Consider the following 17,096-nt stretch of genomic DNA (forward strand, 5'->3'; position numbering starts at 1 on the left):
TGTCAGGAAGAAAGGTCTGGGGGCCTATCGGTCGGCGCGTACGGCGGCCAGGGCCCGGTCGATCAGGGCGGCGGTCCGGCGTACCGCCGGGTCGTGCAGCAGGGAGTAGTGGTGGCCCTGGACGGTGTGGGCGTCGACCGGGCCGTTGACGTGCGGGAGCCATCCCAGGGCGGGCAGGTCCCCGGCGTCGTCGACGCCCATGCCGACGCCGGCGTTGTGCGGCGAGGGGCGGGACGCGGCGATGAGCAGCAGGCGGGTGGCCGGATCGGTGAGGTGTCCGGCCCGGTGGTCCGCCAGCGCCCGCAGGTGGCGTTCGAAGACCTCCAGCCGGGTGTCGGCGGTGTCCCGCGGGCCGAGCAGACCGGCCAGCCGCAGCCGTTCGGTGACGGCCTGGCGTATCGCCGCCGGACTCAGGGCCTTGCGGATCACCTCCGCGTCCGCGCCCAGGCCGAGATCGATGTCGAGGAACGCCTCCAGCGAGCGCAGGTAGCGGATGGCCGCGAAGGCGGTGTCCTGGGCGCTGTCGGTGCCGCCCAACGCCCGTATGCGGTCGGGGGTGTTGGAGTCGATCAGGACGAGGAGGTCGGTTCTCTCGCCGCGCCGTTCGAGTTCGACGGCCATCTGGTGGGCGACCGTGCCGCCCATCGACCAGCCGCCCAGCAGGTAGGGGCCCTGCGGCTGGTGGGGGCGCAGCGCGGCGAGGTAGCGATCCGTCATCTCGGCGATGGTCCGCGGTCCGGTGCCGCCGGTCAGTGCGGGATCGGTGAGGGCGACCACGGGCCGGCCGTCGGTGAGGAGACGGGCGAGTTCGCCGTAGCACAGCACGTCCCCGCCGGAGGGATGCATCAGGAACAGTGGGCGGTCGCCACTGCCGTCGTGCAGCAGCATGGCCGCGTCGGTGTCGGGGCTCGCACCGGACCTGGACGGTTTCCGTGTCCGGGTTGCGTCGGCAGGTACCGCCCGATCCGGCTCTCGGACCGGGGCTGCGGACGCGGAACGGGGCTCCTCGAGGTCCCACGCCTGCGGGGCGTCGGCCAGTCGGCGCACGCGCGCGGTGCAGGCGGCGAACGCCGCGTCCGCTTCCTCGGCGGGCAGGGCGCTTTCCAGTACGTCCCACTGGAGCAGGAGCGCCCCGTGCTGCTCGATCACCTGGTGGTCCAGCCAGGTCTGCGGGGTGCTGCTCACGCCGTACACGGGTGTGCCCGCCCAGTCCAGGTCGTGTCCGCCGCCGAGCGGACCGGACAGGCCCAGGGCGCTGGTGAAGACCACGGGAACGGACTCGGTGCGGCCGGTGCGCGAGGACTTCTCTGCCAGCAGGTCGAGTGCGGAGAACTCCCGGTGGTCCAGGTCCTCGAAGAGGGTGCGCTGGGCCCGCACGGCTGCGTCGGCGAAGCAGCGGGTGTCCGAGCGGTCCACCTCGTGCAGCATCAGCGAGGTGAAGTCGCCGACCACTGCGTCCGCTCCGGGAAGGTGCGTGGGCCGGTCGAAGAGGGTGAGGGTGATGGCGAACCGGTCCTGCCCCGACCACCGGGCGAGGGCTTCCCCATAGGCCGCCAGCAGGACGGCGGTGGGGGTCAGTCCACGCCGGGCTGCCTCGGCCTTGAGGGCGTCCCAGCGGTCCGGCTCCAGACGGGCGGTGCGCCGGGCGAAGCGGGGCCGGTCACCGAGATTCTGCGTCTGTACGGGAAGCGCAGGCGCGCCGGGCAGGTCATCCAGTCTGGCGCGCCAGTAGGCGGCGGCCGACGCGTATTCGGGGCCCTCGGCACGGTGCTCGAGCGCGGCCACGCAGTCCGCGAAGGTGGTGTCCAGTGCGGGCAGGTGAGCACCGGGATCGCGGTAGAGGGTACGCAGTTCGCGGTCCCAGATCAGATAGCTGGCGGTGTCGCACACCAGCACGTCCACGTTGACGAACAGACGGACGACGTCGCCCGGCAACCGGGCCGCCCGGATGTCGACGAGGGGCCAGCGGCCCGGGCGGGGTTCGCGACGCACCATGCGTTCGCGGACGCGCTCCAGCTTCCGGGCGCGTTCGGCGTCATCGTCCTTCGTCAGATCCTGCACACGGATGCGGTAGCGGGGCACCTTGTCGAGCACCCGGTTGCGGCCTTCGGGTGAGATGACCGCGCGCAGCATGGGATGGCGGGCGATGACCGCGTTCCATGCCGTTTCGTAGCGGTCGGTGTCCAGGCCGGGGCAGTCGTACTCCAGGTGGAAGGAGCACGGGACGTCGCCGAGGCGGTAGCCGCCGGATCCGCCGACCCAGTAGGCGTGCTGCACGCGGGTGAGGGGGAACTCCCGCGGGCCGTCGCCGGGCGCCTGGGGCAGGAGCGCCGTGTTCCCCGCCTCTACGGGCGTGCGCCGCGGCTCCCCGCCGGGCAGCAGCGGGGCCAGGGCGGCGATGGTCGGCCGGGCGAGCAGGTCCTGCAGCCGGAGGTCGGCTCCGTGGTCGTCGCGCAGGCGGGCGAGCATCCGGGTGGCCAGCAGGGAGTGCCCGCCGAGTGCGAAGAAGTCGGCGTCGCGGTCGGTGACGGGGAAGCCCAGCAGGTCCGACCAGACCCCGGCCAGTTGCGTCTCCGCACCGGTGGCGAACTCCGCATCGGTCTGCGGCCGTGCCATGAGCGCCCCCGGAGCGGGCACGGAGGAAGCGGGTACGGCGGTGGGCGTGCCCGCGGTACGGGGTGCGAGATCGGCCGGCGAGACCGCGACGGAGGCCGGGGCACGGCCCTGGGCCGCCAGCGCCAGCAGCCGGTCCACGGTGCGCATGCCGTCGGCCAGGCCGATCGAGTGCCGGGAGGCCACCGTGCGCTCGCTCCGGCCGGGGCCCACCCGCCAGCCGTCCCAGGCCACGCTGAGCCAGCGGGGAGAACCCGGGCCCTCGGCGTGCTCGTGTTCGGCCAGCGCGTCCAGGTAGCGGTTGACGGCGGCGTACGGGGCGAGGCCGAGGCCGCCGACGAACGCCGTGGCCGAGGACATCAGCAGCACGGTGGCCGGGCGGCGGTCGGGCGGGAGGCTGTGCACGGCGGTGCGCAGCGCGAGGGCCGCGGTGACCTTGGCGTGCGCGTGCGCGCGCACGGTGTGCTCCTCGGTGGCCCGCAGCGGTGCGACGGCGGCGGAGGCGACCACGCCGGCGGCGTGCACGACCAGGTCCAACGGTCCATCACGGTCGGTCAGTTCTCGCAGCAGGTCCGTGGTGGCGGCGATGTCCGCGGCGTCCGCGGCACGGACCTCGATGTCGGCGCCGGAGTCCCGCAGGAGGCGTACCGTCTCCGCCCGTTCGGCTTCGCTGCTGCCGGAGACCGGGTTCGGGTGGAGTCCGGTGCGGCCGGTCACCACGACCCGTCGTCCGGAGCGGGCCAGATGCCCGGCCAGGGCCAGGCCCACGTCTCCGAGGCCGCCGAGTACCACGGCCGTGCCGGTGGCACCGTCAGCGCCGGCGGGCCCTTCCGGGTCCGATGCGGGCATCGGCGGCCGCCAGGGCGTGATGCCGCGCGTCCAGCGGTGTCCGCCGCGGACGGCGCACTCGGTGCCGCTCGGGCCACCGGACACCAGGTCCGCGGCCTCCGCGAGCACGGCCTCCGGATCGATGGCGTGCGGCGGTCCGGCCGGCAAGTCCAGGGCGCGCCAGCGCAGGCCCGGGAACTCCTGAGCGAGGACACGGGGGACGGCAAGGGCGGCGGCGGCGTGGGCCGCGGGGCGGTCGGAGCTCTCCACCTGTTGAGCACAGTGGCTGATGTGGAGCAGACAAGTTCGGTGCGCCCAGGACGCGATGGCGCGCGCCACCTCCGCATAGTGCAGCACGGACGCGGCGACGGATCCGGCCGGGTCCGCTGCGTCGTCGGCCGGGTCCTCGCCGGTGTCGCTGTGCGGGCCGATCACGACGACGCCCTCACAGAACGTGTCCGGGTCTCGGGCCGCCTCGTCGAGGGTGACGGCGTGGGCGCCTGCGGCGGCGAGCGCCGCGCGCACCCGCTCGGGCAGCGGTGAGTCCGACGGGCCGTCGACGAGCCAGCGGCCCCGCAGCGCCGACCCGTCCGTGTCGGCCGGGGGCGTGCGCCGCCAGACGGGCAGTTGGAGGGGTTCCGCCTCATCGGGGGCTGCCTGCGCGGTGTGGTGGCCGTGCTCCGGTACTGCCGCGGCCGACCGGTCGGCCGCGGAGCTTGTGGCGGGCGGATCGATCCACAGCCTGCGGCGTGCCAGGGGCAGGCCCGGCATGACGACCCTGCGGCGCCCCGACCGGTGCAGCGCGGCGGCGTCCAACGGAACTCCCCACGTCCACAGCTCTCCGGCGGCCGCGAGCAGCGCGGCACGCCCTCCGCGCGGCTCGTCGCGGTCGGGGAAGGTGACCAAGGTGGCCAGTGGCCGCCGGTCTGGCTGCTGCCGGGCCAGTTGGAGCAGTGCGCTGCCCGGTCCCGCCTGAACAAGGACGGACGGCCCTTCGCCCAGGGCGGCGGCCAGGGCGTCGGAGAAGCGCACCGTGGAGCGCAGATGCGCCACCCAGTGGTCGGCGTCGGGAGCGGTGTGCAGCAGCTTTCCGGTGAGGGTCGTGGCGAGCGGGATGCCGGGGACGCGTGGCTGGACGGTTTCGGCGGCCGCGCGCAGTTCGGGCAGGATCGGGTCGACCAGGCGGGAGTGGGCGGCCGCGTCGAGGGAGAGCCGTATGGTGCGCTCGCCGCGCGCGGTCAGGGTCCGCTCCAGTTCGGTGACGGCCCGCGAGGGCCCTGACACCACGCAGGACTGGGGGCCGTTGACCGCGGCCAGGTCCAGTTCCGGATGGCCGGCGAGCAGCGACAGGGTCTGCCGCTCGGCCAGCGGGACCGTCAGCATCGCCCCGCCGCCGGCCGCCCTGGACATGCCGCGTGAGCGGACCGCCACCAGGGCAGCGGCGTCGGGCAGGGACAGGGCTCCGGCCAGGACGGCGGCCACGTACTCGCCGAGGCTGTGGCCCACCACCGCGTCCGGTTCGACGCCCCAGGAACGCAGGGTGCGCGCGGCGGCGAGGGAGACGGTGAACAGGGCCGGGAGGCCGTGGGCGGGGTCGCGCAGCAGCCGGCGCGCCCGGTCGTCGGACAGGTCGGCCGTGATCAGCGCGGTGAGGTCGGTACCGGTGCCGTCGTCGAACAGATCCGCGCACTCGTGCACGGTGCGGGCGAACTCCTCTTCCTCGGCGCAGAGTTCGCGGCCCATGCCCGCGTACTGCGCTCCCCCGCCGGGAAACGCCAACACGATCCGGGGCGCAGAGGGGCCAGGACGCCGTCGGGAGGCGGTGCGCAGCGCACGGGTGTCGGCCTCCGCCGCCCCGGTGATCACCGCGGCGGCGCGGTACGGCAGTGTGGCGCGGCCGGTGTGCAGGGTGTGGGCGGCGTCGGCGGTCTCGACCGCCGTGGTGTGCAGGGCGGTCGCGGTGGCTTCGGCCAGGCGGGCGAGGGCGTCGTCGCGGTGCGCGCTGAGCAGGGCGAGTTGCGGACGCGGGTCGGCGGGGGGTTCCGGCCGGACGGGGGCACTGCCCAGGACGACGTGACAGTTGGTGCCGCCGATGCCGAAGGAGCTGACTCCCGCGTACCGGGGGCCGGTCCAGTCGGTGGCCTCGTGGGCGACGGTGAAGGGCGAGTCGTCCAGGTGAAGGTCGGGGTTGAGGGGCAGGGCGTCCAGCGTGGGCGGCAGCTGACCGTGGTGCAGGGCGAGTACGGTCTTGGCGAATCCGGCGATGCCGGCGGCGGAGTTGGCGTGTCCGATGTTGCTCTTGACCGAGCCGAGGGCGCACCAGGCCGGGCCGGTGTCGCCGAAGACGCGGCGCAGCGCGGCGACCTCGACGACGTCGCCGAGGCGGGTGGCGGTGCCGTGGGCCTCGACGTAGCTGATGTCCCTCGGCGTGAGACCGGCCACGGCGAGCGCCTCGGAGACCACACGGGCCTGTCCGCGCGGCGAGGGGGCCGTGAAGCCTGTGCGGTCGCCGCCGTCGTTGTTCACGGCGGAGCCGTGCAGGACGGCCAGGATCGGGTCGCCGTCGGCGAGGGCGTCGCGCAGCCGTCGCAGTACGGCCACGCCGACACCCTGGGTGTGCACGATGCCGGTGCCCTCCGCCGAGAAGGCGCGGACACGGCCGTCGGCGGAGAAGATCCCGTCGGGGACATGGAGGTAGCCCCTGCCCTGCGGAACGATCAGGGAGGCACCCCCGGCGAGGGCGGTGTCGCACTCCCCCGCCAGCAGCGACTGCGCCGCCAGGTGCACGGCGACCAGGGACGTCGAGCAGGCGGTGCCGACCGCGACGGCGGGCCCTGTAAGCGCGAGGCGGTGCGCGACGTGCAGGGGGAGATAGTCGGCCACCCCCGCGAGAGCAGCCTGGAGACTGCCGACGGGGTCGGTCGCGGAGGCGGCGTACCGGTCCGCGAGGTTGCGGGCGAGGTAGTCGCTGTGGGCGGCGCCGGCGAAGACGCCCACCGCGCCCGCGCCGGTGCCGCCGCCGTGCCCGGCGCTCTCCAGGGCACGCAGGCAGGCTTCCAGGAAGAGCCTCTGCTGGGGGTCCATCACCGCCGCTTCGGCATCGGTCAGGCCGAACGGCTCGGGGTCGAAATGGTCCTGTTCGTCGATGACTCCGCTGACGGGGATGTGGGCCGGGTTGGCCAGCAGGCGCGCGGGGACACCGCGTCCGGCGAGCTCCCGCTCGCTGTGCCGGGTCAGTCCGCTGCGGCCCTCGACCAGCAGGTTCCAGTACGCCGCCGTGTCGGGGGCTCCCGGGAACCGACAGTCCAGGGCGGTGACCGCGATCAGGTCGTCCTCCACGGCCGGGTGATCCGGCCGTGGGGCGTCCGGCACGTGCCCTCGGGAGTGGGTGGGCTCGGTCATCGAGTGGTCTCCTCGGCCAGGGCGCGTGCGGCGACGCGGGAGGTCCTGCGCGCGGGCCGTTCGGGCTGCGGCATCGTGGACGGGGGAACGGAGCCGGTGTCGTCGGCGGCGGGGAGCTGGGCCGTGTCCGGGGTGCGTTGCGCGGTGATGCGGGCGGCCAGGGCGGCGATGGTGGGGTGCTCGAACATGTCGGCCAGTGCGAGACGGGGGGCGATGCTCTCGCGGAGCCTGCGGTGGGTGAGGACCAGGGTCAGGGAGGTCGCTCCGAGGGACTTGAGGGTGCTCTCGGGTGTCACCGGCAGGTCGGTGAAGTCGGCCAGGACGGTGGTGAGCGCGTCCAGTACGGCGGGGTCCACCGTGCCCTGGCCGCGGCCGTGGGGGGACGTACGGGGTTCGGTGACGTGCCGGTCAGAGGCGGGGGCACCGGACGTCGTTGCAGGACCGGTGGCCGAGGAGGGCGTCGTGACGGCGCTCCCGCGGGGGTGGCAGACCACCTCGGCGAGTCCGCCGACGGCCAGGCGCGGTTCGGCGGCCGTGCCGTCGGTGGTTCGTGCCACCTGCCTCAGCCAGTGGGCGGACGCCTCCAGTGCCTGGTCCGGCCGGAGCCGTCCGGGACGGATCACGAGGGCGGCCTCCAGTCCCAGAGCGGCTGCCTCGGCGAGCGCGGCGGCGACCCATTCCTCGCCCGTGGCGGTGGGGGCGGCGGGCCCGGCCGGGACCGTACCGGAGGGCGCGGAGGGCTCGTTCTGCTCGGCGGAGACCGTGCCGGACACGTCGGCAGTCGTGTGCCGGGCGCCGGCCGGTGCGGCGGTCAGCGCCGCGTGGTCGATCTTGCCGTTGGCCGTCACCGGCAGTTGGTCAAGGATCACGAACCGGCTGGGCACCATGTAGTCGGGAAGCCGTTCGCGCAGGGCGTCCGCCAGCTCCTGAGTCGTCGGCGGCTCGCTCGCTCCCCGGGGGGACAGGTGCGCGACCAGCCGGGGACGCCCGTCCGGGCCCCGCACCGCCGACACCACGCACTGGCGGACCGCCGGATGGCGGGCGAGCACCGCCTCCACCTCGCCCAGTTCGATGCGGTGCCCGCGGATCTTCACCTGCCGGTCGACGCGTCCGAGGAACTCGATGGTGCCGTCGGCGGTCCACCGGCCGAGGTCCCCGGTCCGATACAGCCGGCGGCCCAGTATGGGATGGACGGCGAACCTCTCGGCGGTCTGGACCGGATCGCCGGTGTAGCCGCGGGCCAGTCCGTCGCCGCCGATGAACAACTCCCCCGCCTCACCGACGGGGCAGGGCGCGCCGTCCTCGTCGAGGACGAAGAAGCTCTGACCGCGCAGAGCCCTGCCGTAGGGGATGCTGCGCCAGCGCGGATCGGTGCTCTCGACCGGGTAGGTGATGGACCAGATGGACGCCTCGGTGGCCCCGCCCAGGCTCATCACCCTCGCCTGCGGGGCGAGTCGGCGCAGCCGGTCGGGCAGGGACAAGGGGATCCAGTCGCCGGAGAGCATCACCAGCCGCAGGGTGCGCAGCGCCGTGGCGGCCTCCTCCGGTTCCATCTCCGCGTACTCGACGAGCATTTCAAGCAGGGCGGGGGCGGTGTTCCACACGGTGACGCCATGACGGCCCGCCAGTTCGAGCCAGTGCTGCGGGTCGCGCTGCCGCGCGGGGTCGGGCAGTACCAATGAGCCACCGGCGCCGAGGACGCCGTAGATGTCGAACACGGACAGGTCGAAGCTGAGTGCCGACAGGGCCAGCACCCGGTCCTCGGGGCCGATGGCGAACCGGTCGACGATGTCGTCGATGGTGGTGCGCGCGGCCCGGTGCTGGATCTCCACGCCCTTGGGGCTGCCGGTGGAGCCGGAGGTGAAGATGGTGTAGGCGAGGTCGTCGGCGCGTGGGGCTGCGGGCGATGGCACGGGTTCGGCGGGGTCTGCGACGCTGCGGGCGGGCCGGCCCGTGGCGGTCAGGCGGTGCGCGGTGACGCCGTCGGGCCAGTCGGCCTTCACTCCGCGGCCGGTCAGTGCATGCCGGACACCGGCCCGCTCGCAGACGGCTGCGATCCGCGCGGCCGGCCAGGAGGGTTCGACCGGCAGGTAGCCCGCGCCACTCAGGTTGACGCCGAGTACGGCGGTGATCTGCGCGGGACCCTTCTCGCAGGCGACGGCGACCATGTCGCCGGGTCCCACTCCGTGAGAGGCCAGAAGCGCCGCGGTGGCGGCGGCGTTGTCCGCGAGGCGCCCGTGGGTGACGGTGGCGGCAAAGGTGCGCAGGGCAGGCCGCTTCGGATGCCGGCGTGCCGCGTCGACGGCCGGATCGTGCAGCAGCGGGCCCGCAGTCGGGAAGGGCACGGCGTCGAGGGGCTCTTCGGGGTGGAAGGAGGGATCCCAGCCCAGCGCCGGGTCGCGCCAGGCGTCGGGCCGCGTCAGGGTGTTCAGCAGACGTACGTAGGCGCCGAGCAGGGCCGGGATCCAGCCATCGGGGAAAGCTCCCTCGACGGCATCCCAGGCCAGGCGGAGCCGCCCGCCCTCGTCCCACACGATGTGGTCGAGCAGGACCTGGGGGGTCTGGGAGATGCCGTACACCTCCCGGCCGAGCCAGGCGGCCGGCGGTTCCCCGTCACCCGCGAGACCCACCCCACTGGTGAAGACCACCGGGTGACTGGGGGCTCCCACCGCCTGCGAGGTGCGCGCCCGCAGGTCCCGGAGCACTTCGACACCGGAGACGGACCGGTGGTCCAGGTCCTCCCAGAAGCGGTGGTTGACGGCGGTGGCGTAGTCGGCGAAGCCCTTCCAGTCGGTGGGGCTGAAGCGAGGCGTGCCGACCAGGGCGGTGGTGGTGAAGTCGCCCACCACGCCCTCGGCCCCACCGCCGTCTTCCGGACGGTCGAACAGCGTGGTGTTCAGGCATATCCGCTCCCCGGCGCCCCACCGGCCGAGTACGACGGCGAAGGCCGCGAGCAGGGCGGCGGTGGGTGTGACCGCGTGCTCGGCACATCGGGCGCGCAGCTCGGCCCAGGTGCCGGCGTCGAGTTCGGCGGCGGAGCGGACGAAGCGGGGCGGGGTGGCGTCGGCGGGGTCGCGCAGCAGGGGCAGGCGCGGCGACGGCGGCAGCTCGGGGGCGCGTTCGGCCCAGTAGGCACGGTCGCGTGCGCGCCGGTCCGCCCACTTGGGGTCCTGGGCGCGGTCGCGCTGGAGGTCGGCGAACCGCCCCGGCGGTTCGGGAAGCCGGTGGGCGGGGTCCTCGACGAGACGGCCCCACTGGCGCATCAGCAGCATCCAGCCAGCCAGGTCGGTCAGGAGCACGTCCACCCCGACGTGCAGCCGGGTCCGCCCGTCGGGCAGCAGCGTGGCGTGGATGTCGAACAGGGGCCAGGAACCGGTGGGGCGGTTCTGGTGGGAACGCTCCTGACGCAGGACCGACAACATTTCCTGCACCCGCTCGCCGGATTCGTGACGCAGGTCGGTGACGCCGACCCGGTAGGGGCCGGGGGCTTCGGCGATGTGCTGGCGGCCTCGGTCGTCCACCGTCATGCGCAGCATCGGATGGTGTTCGATCAGCCGGTTCCATGCGGTTTCCAGTCGGCCCACGTCCACGAGCGGGTCCGCGTCGCCGGGTGTGCGGTCGTACTCGTAGTAGTAGTAGGTGGCCACTCCGCCCAGTGGCATGCCCTCGGCTCGTCCGGCGAGGTACGAGGCTTGAATGGGCGTCAGGGGGAAGCCCTCCGCTGACGTCTCCTCACCGCGCCGGACATCACGGGGTTCCGTTCCCGCCTGTGCCTCGCGGTCGAGGGGCCCGGAGCGCGGTGCGCCGTCCGGCACCTGTACGGCGAGAAGGCGGTCCGCCACCGCGCGGGCCGTTGCGGCGTCACCGAGGAAGGCGGTCAACGGCAGGTCCTGACCGGTGCGTTCGCGGATCCGTCGCCTCAGCCGCACCGCGGTGAACGATTCGAGACCCAGGGCCGCGAGCGGAGTCGTCAGCGTGACCTTCTGCGGTGGTGTGCCGAGGACTTCGGCTATGCAGTCGATGACGCGGGCAAGGATGTCGTCGCTCGGCACAGGCTGGTTCATCCGGTCTCCGTTGCAGCGGCAGGCAGGAAGGCGCTTCCCCCTTCAGGCAGGGGGAAGCAGGACACCAGTGAACCTAAATGAAAATGATTATCAGATCAACCACTGTGTGACGGCGTGGTGCTCACACGCTCCAGAACACACAGCCCCAGCCCCGGATCACCGGCCCGGCGCAGAGTGAGCCCCGCCTCGGCAGCCTCGGCCGTCAGGGCGTCCTCCGTTGCGACCCACCAGCGGTACTCGGCCGAGGCCCCGGCCAGCACCTGTCCTTGACGCAGGACGTGGTAGTCCATGCGCCAGGTAATCTCGTCCGCTCCGGAGGGGCGCGCGCTCGCCCAGCCCTCGTACTCCAGTTCACCGATGGCGACATGAGCCATCCGCACCCGCTCCACCTCCGTCGGGGCGAACGGCGGAGTGACGTTGAACACCAGCACTCCCCCAGGGGCGAGTTGCCGGGCGGCTCGGTTCCACAGCGCACGCCTCTGGGCGGGCGGCAGATGACCGATCACGTTCAGGGCCACGACCGCGCGCACGCCGTCGGGCCATTCGGCGCTCGCACAGTCGCCGGGAACCACCGTGACCCGCTTGCGCAGTTCGCCGTCCTCGTGGACGCGGGCGAGCAGGACGGCGCGCATCGCGGCGGAGGGTTCGACGGCGAGCACCGGCACCTGCGGCAGCGCGTCGCAGATCACGCGCACACCGCGTCCGGATCCGGCCCCGAGGTCCACCACCGCCCCCGCGACCGCCCGGACTCGCGACAGGACATCCGCCAACGCCGGAGCCAGCGGCTCCCAGGCATCGGCGATCAGGATGTCGAGGTACTCCGCGGACCGCTCATAGGGGTCGCTCATCACTGCTCCAAGGAATCCGGTGTCACGCATCTGACGACGAGCGGGCGCGCAGGCCGGGACACCCGGGCCCGCTGCCGCGAACACGGCGGACGCCGGACGCCCGAGCACCCCGTCGAAGCAGGGCGCGCGACGCTCGGCCCGCACCGTAATCGCAAATGAATGTCATTCCCAACCCTAGAGGGCGCAGGCTCCGGCCTGCGCCGCGGCGATCCTCTCGGCGGTGCGGTGCGGCCCAGCGGCGAACTGGCGTCGGTGGCGCTGCACGCATCTCGACCGAATCCGCGCCGACGACCGACGTTCGGCCAAGCGAGGAAAGGGGGCAGCAGTCCGGCCTCCCGCCGGGTCGTCGCGTGCGGTGCTCAGGCTGTGCGGTCCCGGGCGGCGATGCGGGTGACCGTGACGGTGACAGTGACGGCGACCGCTATCGGGGCGTCGTGTGCGGCGAGGTAGGACAGGACAGCGGCCCGTACCTGGTCGTGGACGTCCCGGGCTGTGTCCACCACCCTGTGGCCTTCGGTCAGGACGCAGCGCACCTCGAGGTGCCATCCCGAGCCGTCAGGCATCCGGTCGATGCGGACGCCCGCCTCGGGAGCATGTTGAGCTGCCGCCTCCGGCCCCGTGGGCGAGGCGGCTGCCGCAAGACGGTGGGCGAGGCGGGGTTGCAGGCCGGCCACACCTGGGACCGCGAGGGCCGCCGCGGCCGCGACACTGAGGGGCGGCAGTGGTCCGGTGGCAGCCATCAGACACCACCGCCTGCGATCCGGCCAGAGCCCGCGAGACCGAGGGGCGCGGGCGGCTCCAGTACGTCGACCACGACGATGTCCACGGCCGTCACGGCCAGCCCCAGGGCTTGTCCGGCGGCATCGATGACCGACCGGCGTACCTGATCGACCCTGCCGGGCAGCGGCCGGTCGAGGGCGGCGGCCAGGGTCATGGTCACCTCCACGTCGGTACCACCCGCGGGTACGAGCCGGCAGGTCACGGCCCTCGTCCCGGGGACCGTGTCCGCGGCGTGCCGCAGCACTTTCGCCGCCGCGCTCTCGGCGATGCGCAGGTCCAGCATCGCGTCGGCCAGTGGCAGCAGCCGTCCCAGCCGGACCTCGGCCCTGACGATGCGCATGACGCGGTCAACCAGTGCCTGCAGGCCGGGAGGATCCTTGGCCCGCAGCGCCCGCGTGGCCGCGTTCAGCGTGGCCAGCCCCTCGACGGCCTCGAGGCACTGGGGACATGACATGGTGTGCGGATCCGCTGTCGGTGTCGCGTCCTGCGCCTGTTCCCAGACCTGGCTGAGCAGGCGGCCGCAGGTCAGCGCCTCGTCACCTTCGAGCGGTGCCGCGTCGTGGATGACCGGGCGGTCGGGAGGCCCGGGCGGTTCGGAAGGCTGCGCGTTCGGGTCGTCTAGCGCCATGGGGCCATCGCCTCCTTCAGTGACCGGCGTGCCCTGAACAGTCTGCCGCGCACCGTTTGCTCACTGGTCTGTGTCACGACAGCAATCTCCTTGTAGGGCAGGCCCTGCAGTTCCCGCAGGATCCAGCAGACACGCTGTCCGGCGTCCAGCTCGCCGAGCGCGCACCTCAGGGCGGCCGTCTCCGCGCCCTCCTCCGCGGCTCGGGCGGGCGAGCTCCACTCGTCGCCCATTGCGGGTTCGGCGACGGCGTCCAGTGGAAGGGGCGCGGGCCGGTGGCGTCGTGAGTTCAGGCAGCGGTTGACGGTGATGCGGTACATCCAGGTGGTGAACTCCGCATCGTGACGGTATTCCGGCAGCCGCCGCCAGGCGCTGACGAAGGCGTCCTGAACGGCCTCCTCGGCGTCCTGGGCGTTGCCGAGCATGCAGTAGGCCAGACCGAGCAGGGCACGGCTGTGCCGCCGGACGAGAACGGCGAAGGCGTCCTCGTCTCCCTCGGCAGCCCACACCGCCAGCAGCCCGTCCGGCAGGCCGCGTTCCAGAGGTGAAGAACCGGTCCGTTCAATCATGCCGCTCCCGCTCATGGCTCAGGCCGATCGCGTACCCACCTCCCCTCGTGTGATGCACATCACACCGGGGGCCTGTGAGAAGCCGTCCGTCCGATGTGTCGAACATTTCGACAGGCATCACGCCGATGCCCACCGACCGATCGAGGCGACCGCCATGACGGACAACACCACCAGCGCCGGCGAATACGGCCGGCTCGACGGAGGCGAGAGCGCGCTGAGGGGCCGTACCGGCGCCGGGGCTCCGGCTGAGACACGGGGGAAGACCACCATCGCGGACGGCGTGGTCGCCAAGATCGCCGGCATGGCGGCCCGTGAGGTAGCCGGCATCTACAACTTGGGGGCGGGAATGGCCCGGGCGCTCGGCGCCGTGCGCGAACGTGTCCCCGGTGGCGGCAGCGGCGTCACACGCGGGGTGAAGGTCGAGGTGGGGCAGCGCCAGGCCGCCGTGGACCTGGAAGTCGTCGTGGAGTACGGCGTCTCCATCGTCGACGTCGCAGGCGATGTGCGCACCAACGTGATCAGCGCAGTCGAGCGGATGACCGGACTGGAGGTCGTCGAGGTGAACATCGCCGTCGACGACGTTCACCTCCCCGACGAGGAGGAGTCCGAATCGGATGAGGGGCGCGTGAGGTGACACCGTGCCCGCGTGAGCGGGTGACGACCACCTGGACAGTGCTCGCGAGATGGGTGAGTGAGTGATGAACACAGCCACTACGGGCCTCGGAGCCGGCATGGCCCTGGGGTTCGCCGGTTACTTCGGTGGCTTCTGGGCGTTCCTGCTGGTTCTGGTACTGGGCGCGGCAGGACTGATCATCGGTCTCGTCCTGCAGGGCGACCTCGACCTCCGCGTACGGAGGCAGCGGTGAGTGCCCTACCCGGCTCGGCCGGACCGCCCGGTACCGGGCCGGCCCCACCGGTGCACGGCGTCGGCCTGCCGTCCCCGGCCGAGCGAGGCGCCACCGTCATCCCGGACAAGGTGGTCGCCCGGATCGCCGCCCGGGCCGCACGCACGGCCCAGTCCCGTCTCGCCGCCCTGCCACCCGACCCGAGCCAATCGGCAGCGCCCAGCGCCTCTGCGGCCTCCCTGACCGGATCGGTACGCCTGCACCTGGTTCTGGAGCTGCCCTACCCCATCGACATCCCCCAGGTCTGCGCCCGGATACAGCACGACGTCGCCGAGCGGGTGGCTCAGCTCACGGGCCTGCACGTAGGCGAGGTCGCCCTCACCGTCCGGCGACTGGTGACCGGCGCGGGCGCCAACCGGGGACGGGTCCGGTAGACCACTACGCCCGGCCCCGCCCGCCATGCCGCACACGAAGGAGGACCGGAATGACACCCGGCCTGCGCCCTCCCGGCCCAAGCGCCGCACGGCCCGTGCACCGTGACACGGTGTCGTCGGCGCAGGAGCCGTCCGGGCCCGCACCGCCCGAACGCGACGCGCCCCCGCCGGGCCCGGCAGGCGGCGGCCGCGACAGAGGCCACGCCACCCACCGTCCGTGGTCCGCGCGCCGCCTTCCGGCCGCGCTGGTCGCCGCGGCGATCGCCGCCGCGGCGGTCGCGGCACTGGTCGATGTCGTCTCCGTACGGGTGGGAGGCAGGGCGGCAGGTTGGCGAAGGCACCTGGCCGACGAACTGGCCACCCGACCGGTGGACGATGTGTGGATGCTCACCGGATCCGCCGTGGCCGTTTGCGTCGGCGTCTGGCTGATCGTCCTGGCACTCGGCCCCGGCCTACGCCGTCTGCTGCCTCTGCGATCGCCTGCCGACCGTCCCCCGCCCCGGCTGCGGGCCTCACTGGACCGCGGTGGTGCCGCCACCGTGCTGCGCGACGCCGCCATGCGGGTTCCGGGCGTCAGCAAGGCACACATCCGGGTGCATCGTCACCGCGCCAAAGCCCGCGCGGACGTGCGCTTCCGCGATCCGCAGCAAGTGAAGGCCGATCTCGCCGCCGCCCTCAACGAGGAACGCGACCGACTCGCCCTCTCCCGTCCCCTCCGCATCGTCGTCCGCGTGCGATGACGCGCACGAGCCTGACCGACGCCCAGCCCCGGAGCCTGCCATGATGCCGCGACCCGTCCTGAACCGCATCCTGCTGGCCCTCGCGGGACTGGTACTGCTCGGCGGCGGCCTGCTGATCCTCTTCGCCGGGCTCGACATCTACCGACGGCACGGCCTGGTTCCGCCCGTCGGCTGGCCCCTGACCGCTGCGGACGATGTCCTGCTCAGCTCCGCCGACCGGGTCCGCTGGAGCAGCCAGGGCTGGTGGTGGTGGCCCGCGGTCATCGCCGCCCTCACCCTCATCACCGTGCTCGCCCTGTGGTGGCTGCTCTCCCAGCTTCCCCGGCGTCACGCCGACGGAATCGCCGTCGGTGGCAGTCCCCCACAGGAAGGCGTCGAACTGCGCGGCCGCGCGCTCAGCGACGCGATCGCCTCCGAAGCCGGCGCCCTGCCCGGCGTCCAGCAGGCTCACGTCCACATCACAGGCCCGACCGCTCAACCTCACACCCGCATCAGCCTCACCCTCACCCCTCAGGGAAAGCCCGCCGCCGTCCTCCACGCCCTGTGCGAAGGCCCACTGCACACCGCCCAGCAGTGCACCGGCTCCCCGCACATGCCCACCGAGGCCCGCCTGCGCGTCGCTCGTCACAAGGCCCGCCGCGCGGAATAGGCCCGACTTCCAAGGCTTTCAGGGACCCTCCCGGCGGGTGGCCGCGCGGACTCATTCGCCACGGAGAGGATGAAGAGCAGGCAATGGGGAACGCGAACAGTGCATATCGTTACTCCCACGAGGAGTGTGTCCCCCATGTCCACGGGAACCCTTCTGGCGATCATCATCCCCATCGTGGTGGTGCTCGCCCTGGCCGCTGTGGCGGTCTCACTCATGACACGACGCCGTCACCTCCGTGAGCGCTTCGGCCCGGAGTACGAACGGACCGTCGAAGGATCTGGCGACCGACTCACCGCCGAGCGTGAACTCAGGGAGCGCGAGAGGCGGCACGATTCGCTGGACATCAAACCGCTGCCTCCGGTCTCGCGTGATCGATACACGCGTGAGTGGACCAGCGTCCAGGAGGAGTTCGTGGACCGGCCGCAGGACGCGGTGCACGACGCGGACCGGCTGGTGACCTCCCTGATGCACGACCGCGGCTACCCGACCGAGGGCTTCGATCAGCAGCTGAAGGACCTCTCGGTGGAGCACGGGAGCACCCTCAAGCACTACCGTGCCGCACACGATGTGGAGTCCCTCAGCCTGCACGGCCGGGCGACGACCGAGCAAATGCGGAACGCCATGATCCACTACCGCGCGGTGTTCGAAGAGTTGCTCTCCGACGGCGGCCGGGCCCAACCCGCCCGACCCTGACGCCAA

The 17,096-nt window shown here is 73.1% G+C and carries 12 protein-coding genes; 6 read left to right on the forward strand and 6 right to left on the reverse strand.

The annotated features are described in order from the left end of the window. Positions 1–24 precede the first annotated feature (24 nt). From ACF09J_RS18095 to ACF09J_RS18120, 6 genes are all read right to left on the reverse strand, one after another. Positions 25–6,843 (reverse strand): SDR family NAD(P)-dependent oxidoreductase, encoded by a 6,819-nt coding sequence (locus ACF09J_RS18095; protein ID WP_392306403.1) that lies wholly within the window; start codon positions 6,841–6,843, stop codon positions 25–27. Next, positions 6,840–10,907: an amino acid adenylation domain-containing protein gene (locus ACF09J_RS18100; RefSeq protein ID WP_392306404.1), complete on the reverse strand. Its 4,068-nt coding sequence runs from the start codon at positions 10,905–10,907 to the stop codon at positions 6,840–6,842. Before ACF09J_RS18100 ends, ACF09J_RS18095 begins: the two co-directional genes overlap by 4 nt. A gap of 95 nt (positions 10,908–11,002) precedes the next feature. Then, positions 11,003–11,755, reverse strand: a complete 753-nt coding sequence (locus ACF09J_RS18105; protein ID WP_392306405.1) for a class I SAM-dependent methyltransferase — start codon at positions 11,753–11,755, stop codon at positions 11,003–11,005. Positions 11,756–12,114: 359 nt separating this feature from the next. Then, positions 12,115–12,495 carry a hypothetical protein gene (locus ACF09J_RS18110; RefSeq protein ID WP_392306406.1) on the reverse strand — a complete coding sequence of 127 codons (381 nt, stop codon included), beginning with the start codon at positions 12,493–12,495 and terminating at the stop codon, positions 12,115–12,117. Then, the gene (locus tag ACF09J_RS18115) at positions 12,495–13,163 is read right to left on the reverse strand and encodes a hypothetical protein (RefSeq protein ID WP_392306407.1); all 669 of its coding nucleotides are present in this window, start codon (positions 13,161–13,163) and stop codon (positions 12,495–12,497) included. The genes ACF09J_RS18110 and ACF09J_RS18115 overlap by 1 nt, the downstream gene beginning before the upstream one ends. Continuing rightward, complete coding sequence (locus ACF09J_RS18120; protein ID WP_392306408.1) at positions 13,154–13,729, reverse strand: RNA polymerase sigma factor; 576 nt, start codon at positions 13,727–13,729, stop codon at positions 13,154–13,156. Before ACF09J_RS18120 ends, ACF09J_RS18115 begins: the two co-directional genes overlap by 10 nt. 154 nt (positions 13,730–13,883) lie before the next feature. Between ACF09J_RS18120 and ACF09J_RS18125 the strand changes: the two genes are divergently transcribed. The 6 genes from ACF09J_RS18125 to ACF09J_RS18150 all read left to right on the forward strand — a co-directional run bounded on the left by ACF09J_RS18125 (position 13,884) and on the right by ACF09J_RS18150 (position 17,090). Further along, complete coding sequence (locus ACF09J_RS18125) at positions 13,884–14,363, forward strand: Asp23/Gls24 family envelope stress response protein (protein WP_392306409.1); 480 nt, start codon at positions 13,884–13,886, stop codon at positions 14,361–14,363. 64 nt (positions 14,364–14,427) lie between these two features. After that, positions 14,428–14,595, forward strand: a complete 168-nt coding sequence (locus ACF09J_RS18130; RefSeq protein ID WP_392306410.1) for a hypothetical protein — start codon at positions 14,428–14,430, stop codon at positions 14,593–14,595. Further along, complete coding sequence (locus ACF09J_RS18135) at positions 14,592–15,008, forward strand: Asp23/Gls24 family envelope stress response protein (protein WP_392306411.1); 417 nt, start codon at positions 14,592–14,594, stop codon at positions 15,006–15,008. The genes ACF09J_RS18130 and ACF09J_RS18135 overlap by 4 nt, the downstream gene beginning before the upstream one ends. A 110-nt stretch (positions 15,009–15,118) precedes the next feature. Next, positions 15,119–15,748 (forward strand): DUF6286 domain-containing protein, encoded by a 630-nt coding sequence (locus tag ACF09J_RS18140; protein ID WP_392306412.1) that lies wholly within the window; start codon positions 15,119–15,121, stop codon positions 15,746–15,748. Positions 15,749–15,788: 40 nt separating this feature from the next. Continuing rightward, positions 15,789–16,397 carry an alkaline shock response membrane anchor protein AmaP gene (locus ACF09J_RS18145; RefSeq protein WP_392306413.1) on the forward strand — a complete coding sequence of 203 codons (609 nt, stop codon included), beginning with the start codon at positions 15,789–15,791 and terminating at the stop codon, positions 16,395–16,397. A gap of 135 nt (positions 16,398–16,532) precedes the next feature. Then, positions 16,533–17,090, forward strand: coding sequence for a hypothetical protein (locus ACF09J_RS18150; protein WP_392306414.1), 558 nt, complete (start codon positions 16,533–16,535; stop codon positions 17,088–17,090). The last annotated feature ends 6 nt before the right edge of the window (positions 17,091–17,096 follow it).

The organism is Streptomyces sp. NPDC014889, from assembly GCF_043081205.1.
Classification (GTDB): Bacteria; Actinomycetota; Actinomycetes; order Streptomycetales; family Streptomycetaceae; genus Streptomyces.

What these genes read in the sequence shown, in the direction of transcription:
- ACF09J_RS18100 (WP_392306404.1), bottom strand. Translation starts at nt 10,907, where the DNA reads ATGAACCAGCCTGTGCCGAGCGACGACATCCTTGCCCGCGTCATCGAC.
- ACF09J_RS18115 (WP_392306407.1), bottom strand. Translation starts at nt 13,163, where the DNA reads ATGGCGCTAGACGACCCGAACGCGCAGCCTTCCGAACCGCCCGGGCCT.
- ACF09J_RS18145 (WP_392306413.1), top strand. Translation starts at nt 15,789, where the DNA reads ATGATGCCGCGACCCGTCCTGAACCGCATCCTGCTGGCCCTCGCGGGA.
- ACF09J_RS18125 (WP_392306409.1), top strand. Translation starts at nt 13,884, where the DNA reads ATGACGGACAACACCACCAGCGCCGGCGAATACGGCCGGCTCGACGGA.
- ACF09J_RS18120 (WP_392306408.1), bottom strand. Translation starts at nt 13,729, where the DNA reads ATGATTGAACGGACCGGTTCTTCACCTCTGGAACGCGGCCTGCCGGAC.
- ACF09J_RS18105 (WP_392306405.1), bottom strand. Translation starts at nt 11,755, where the DNA reads ATGAGCGACCCCTATGAGCGGTCCGCGGAGTACCTCGACATCCTGATC.
- ACF09J_RS18130 (WP_392306410.1), top strand. Translation starts at nt 14,428, where the DNA reads ATGAACACAGCCACTACGGGCCTCGGAGCCGGCATGGCCCTGGGGTTC.
- ACF09J_RS18150 (WP_392306414.1), top strand. Translation starts at nt 16,533, where the DNA reads ATGTCCACGGGAACCCTTCTGGCGATCATCATCCCCATCGTGGTGGTG.
- ACF09J_RS18095 (WP_392306403.1), bottom strand. Translation starts at nt 6,843, where the DNA reads ATGACCGAGCCCACCCACTCCCGAGGGCACGTGCCGGACGCCCCACGG.
- ACF09J_RS18110 (WP_392306406.1), bottom strand. Translation starts at nt 12,495, where the DNA reads ATGGCTGCCACCGGACCACTGCCGCCCCTCAGTGTCGCGGCCGCGGCG.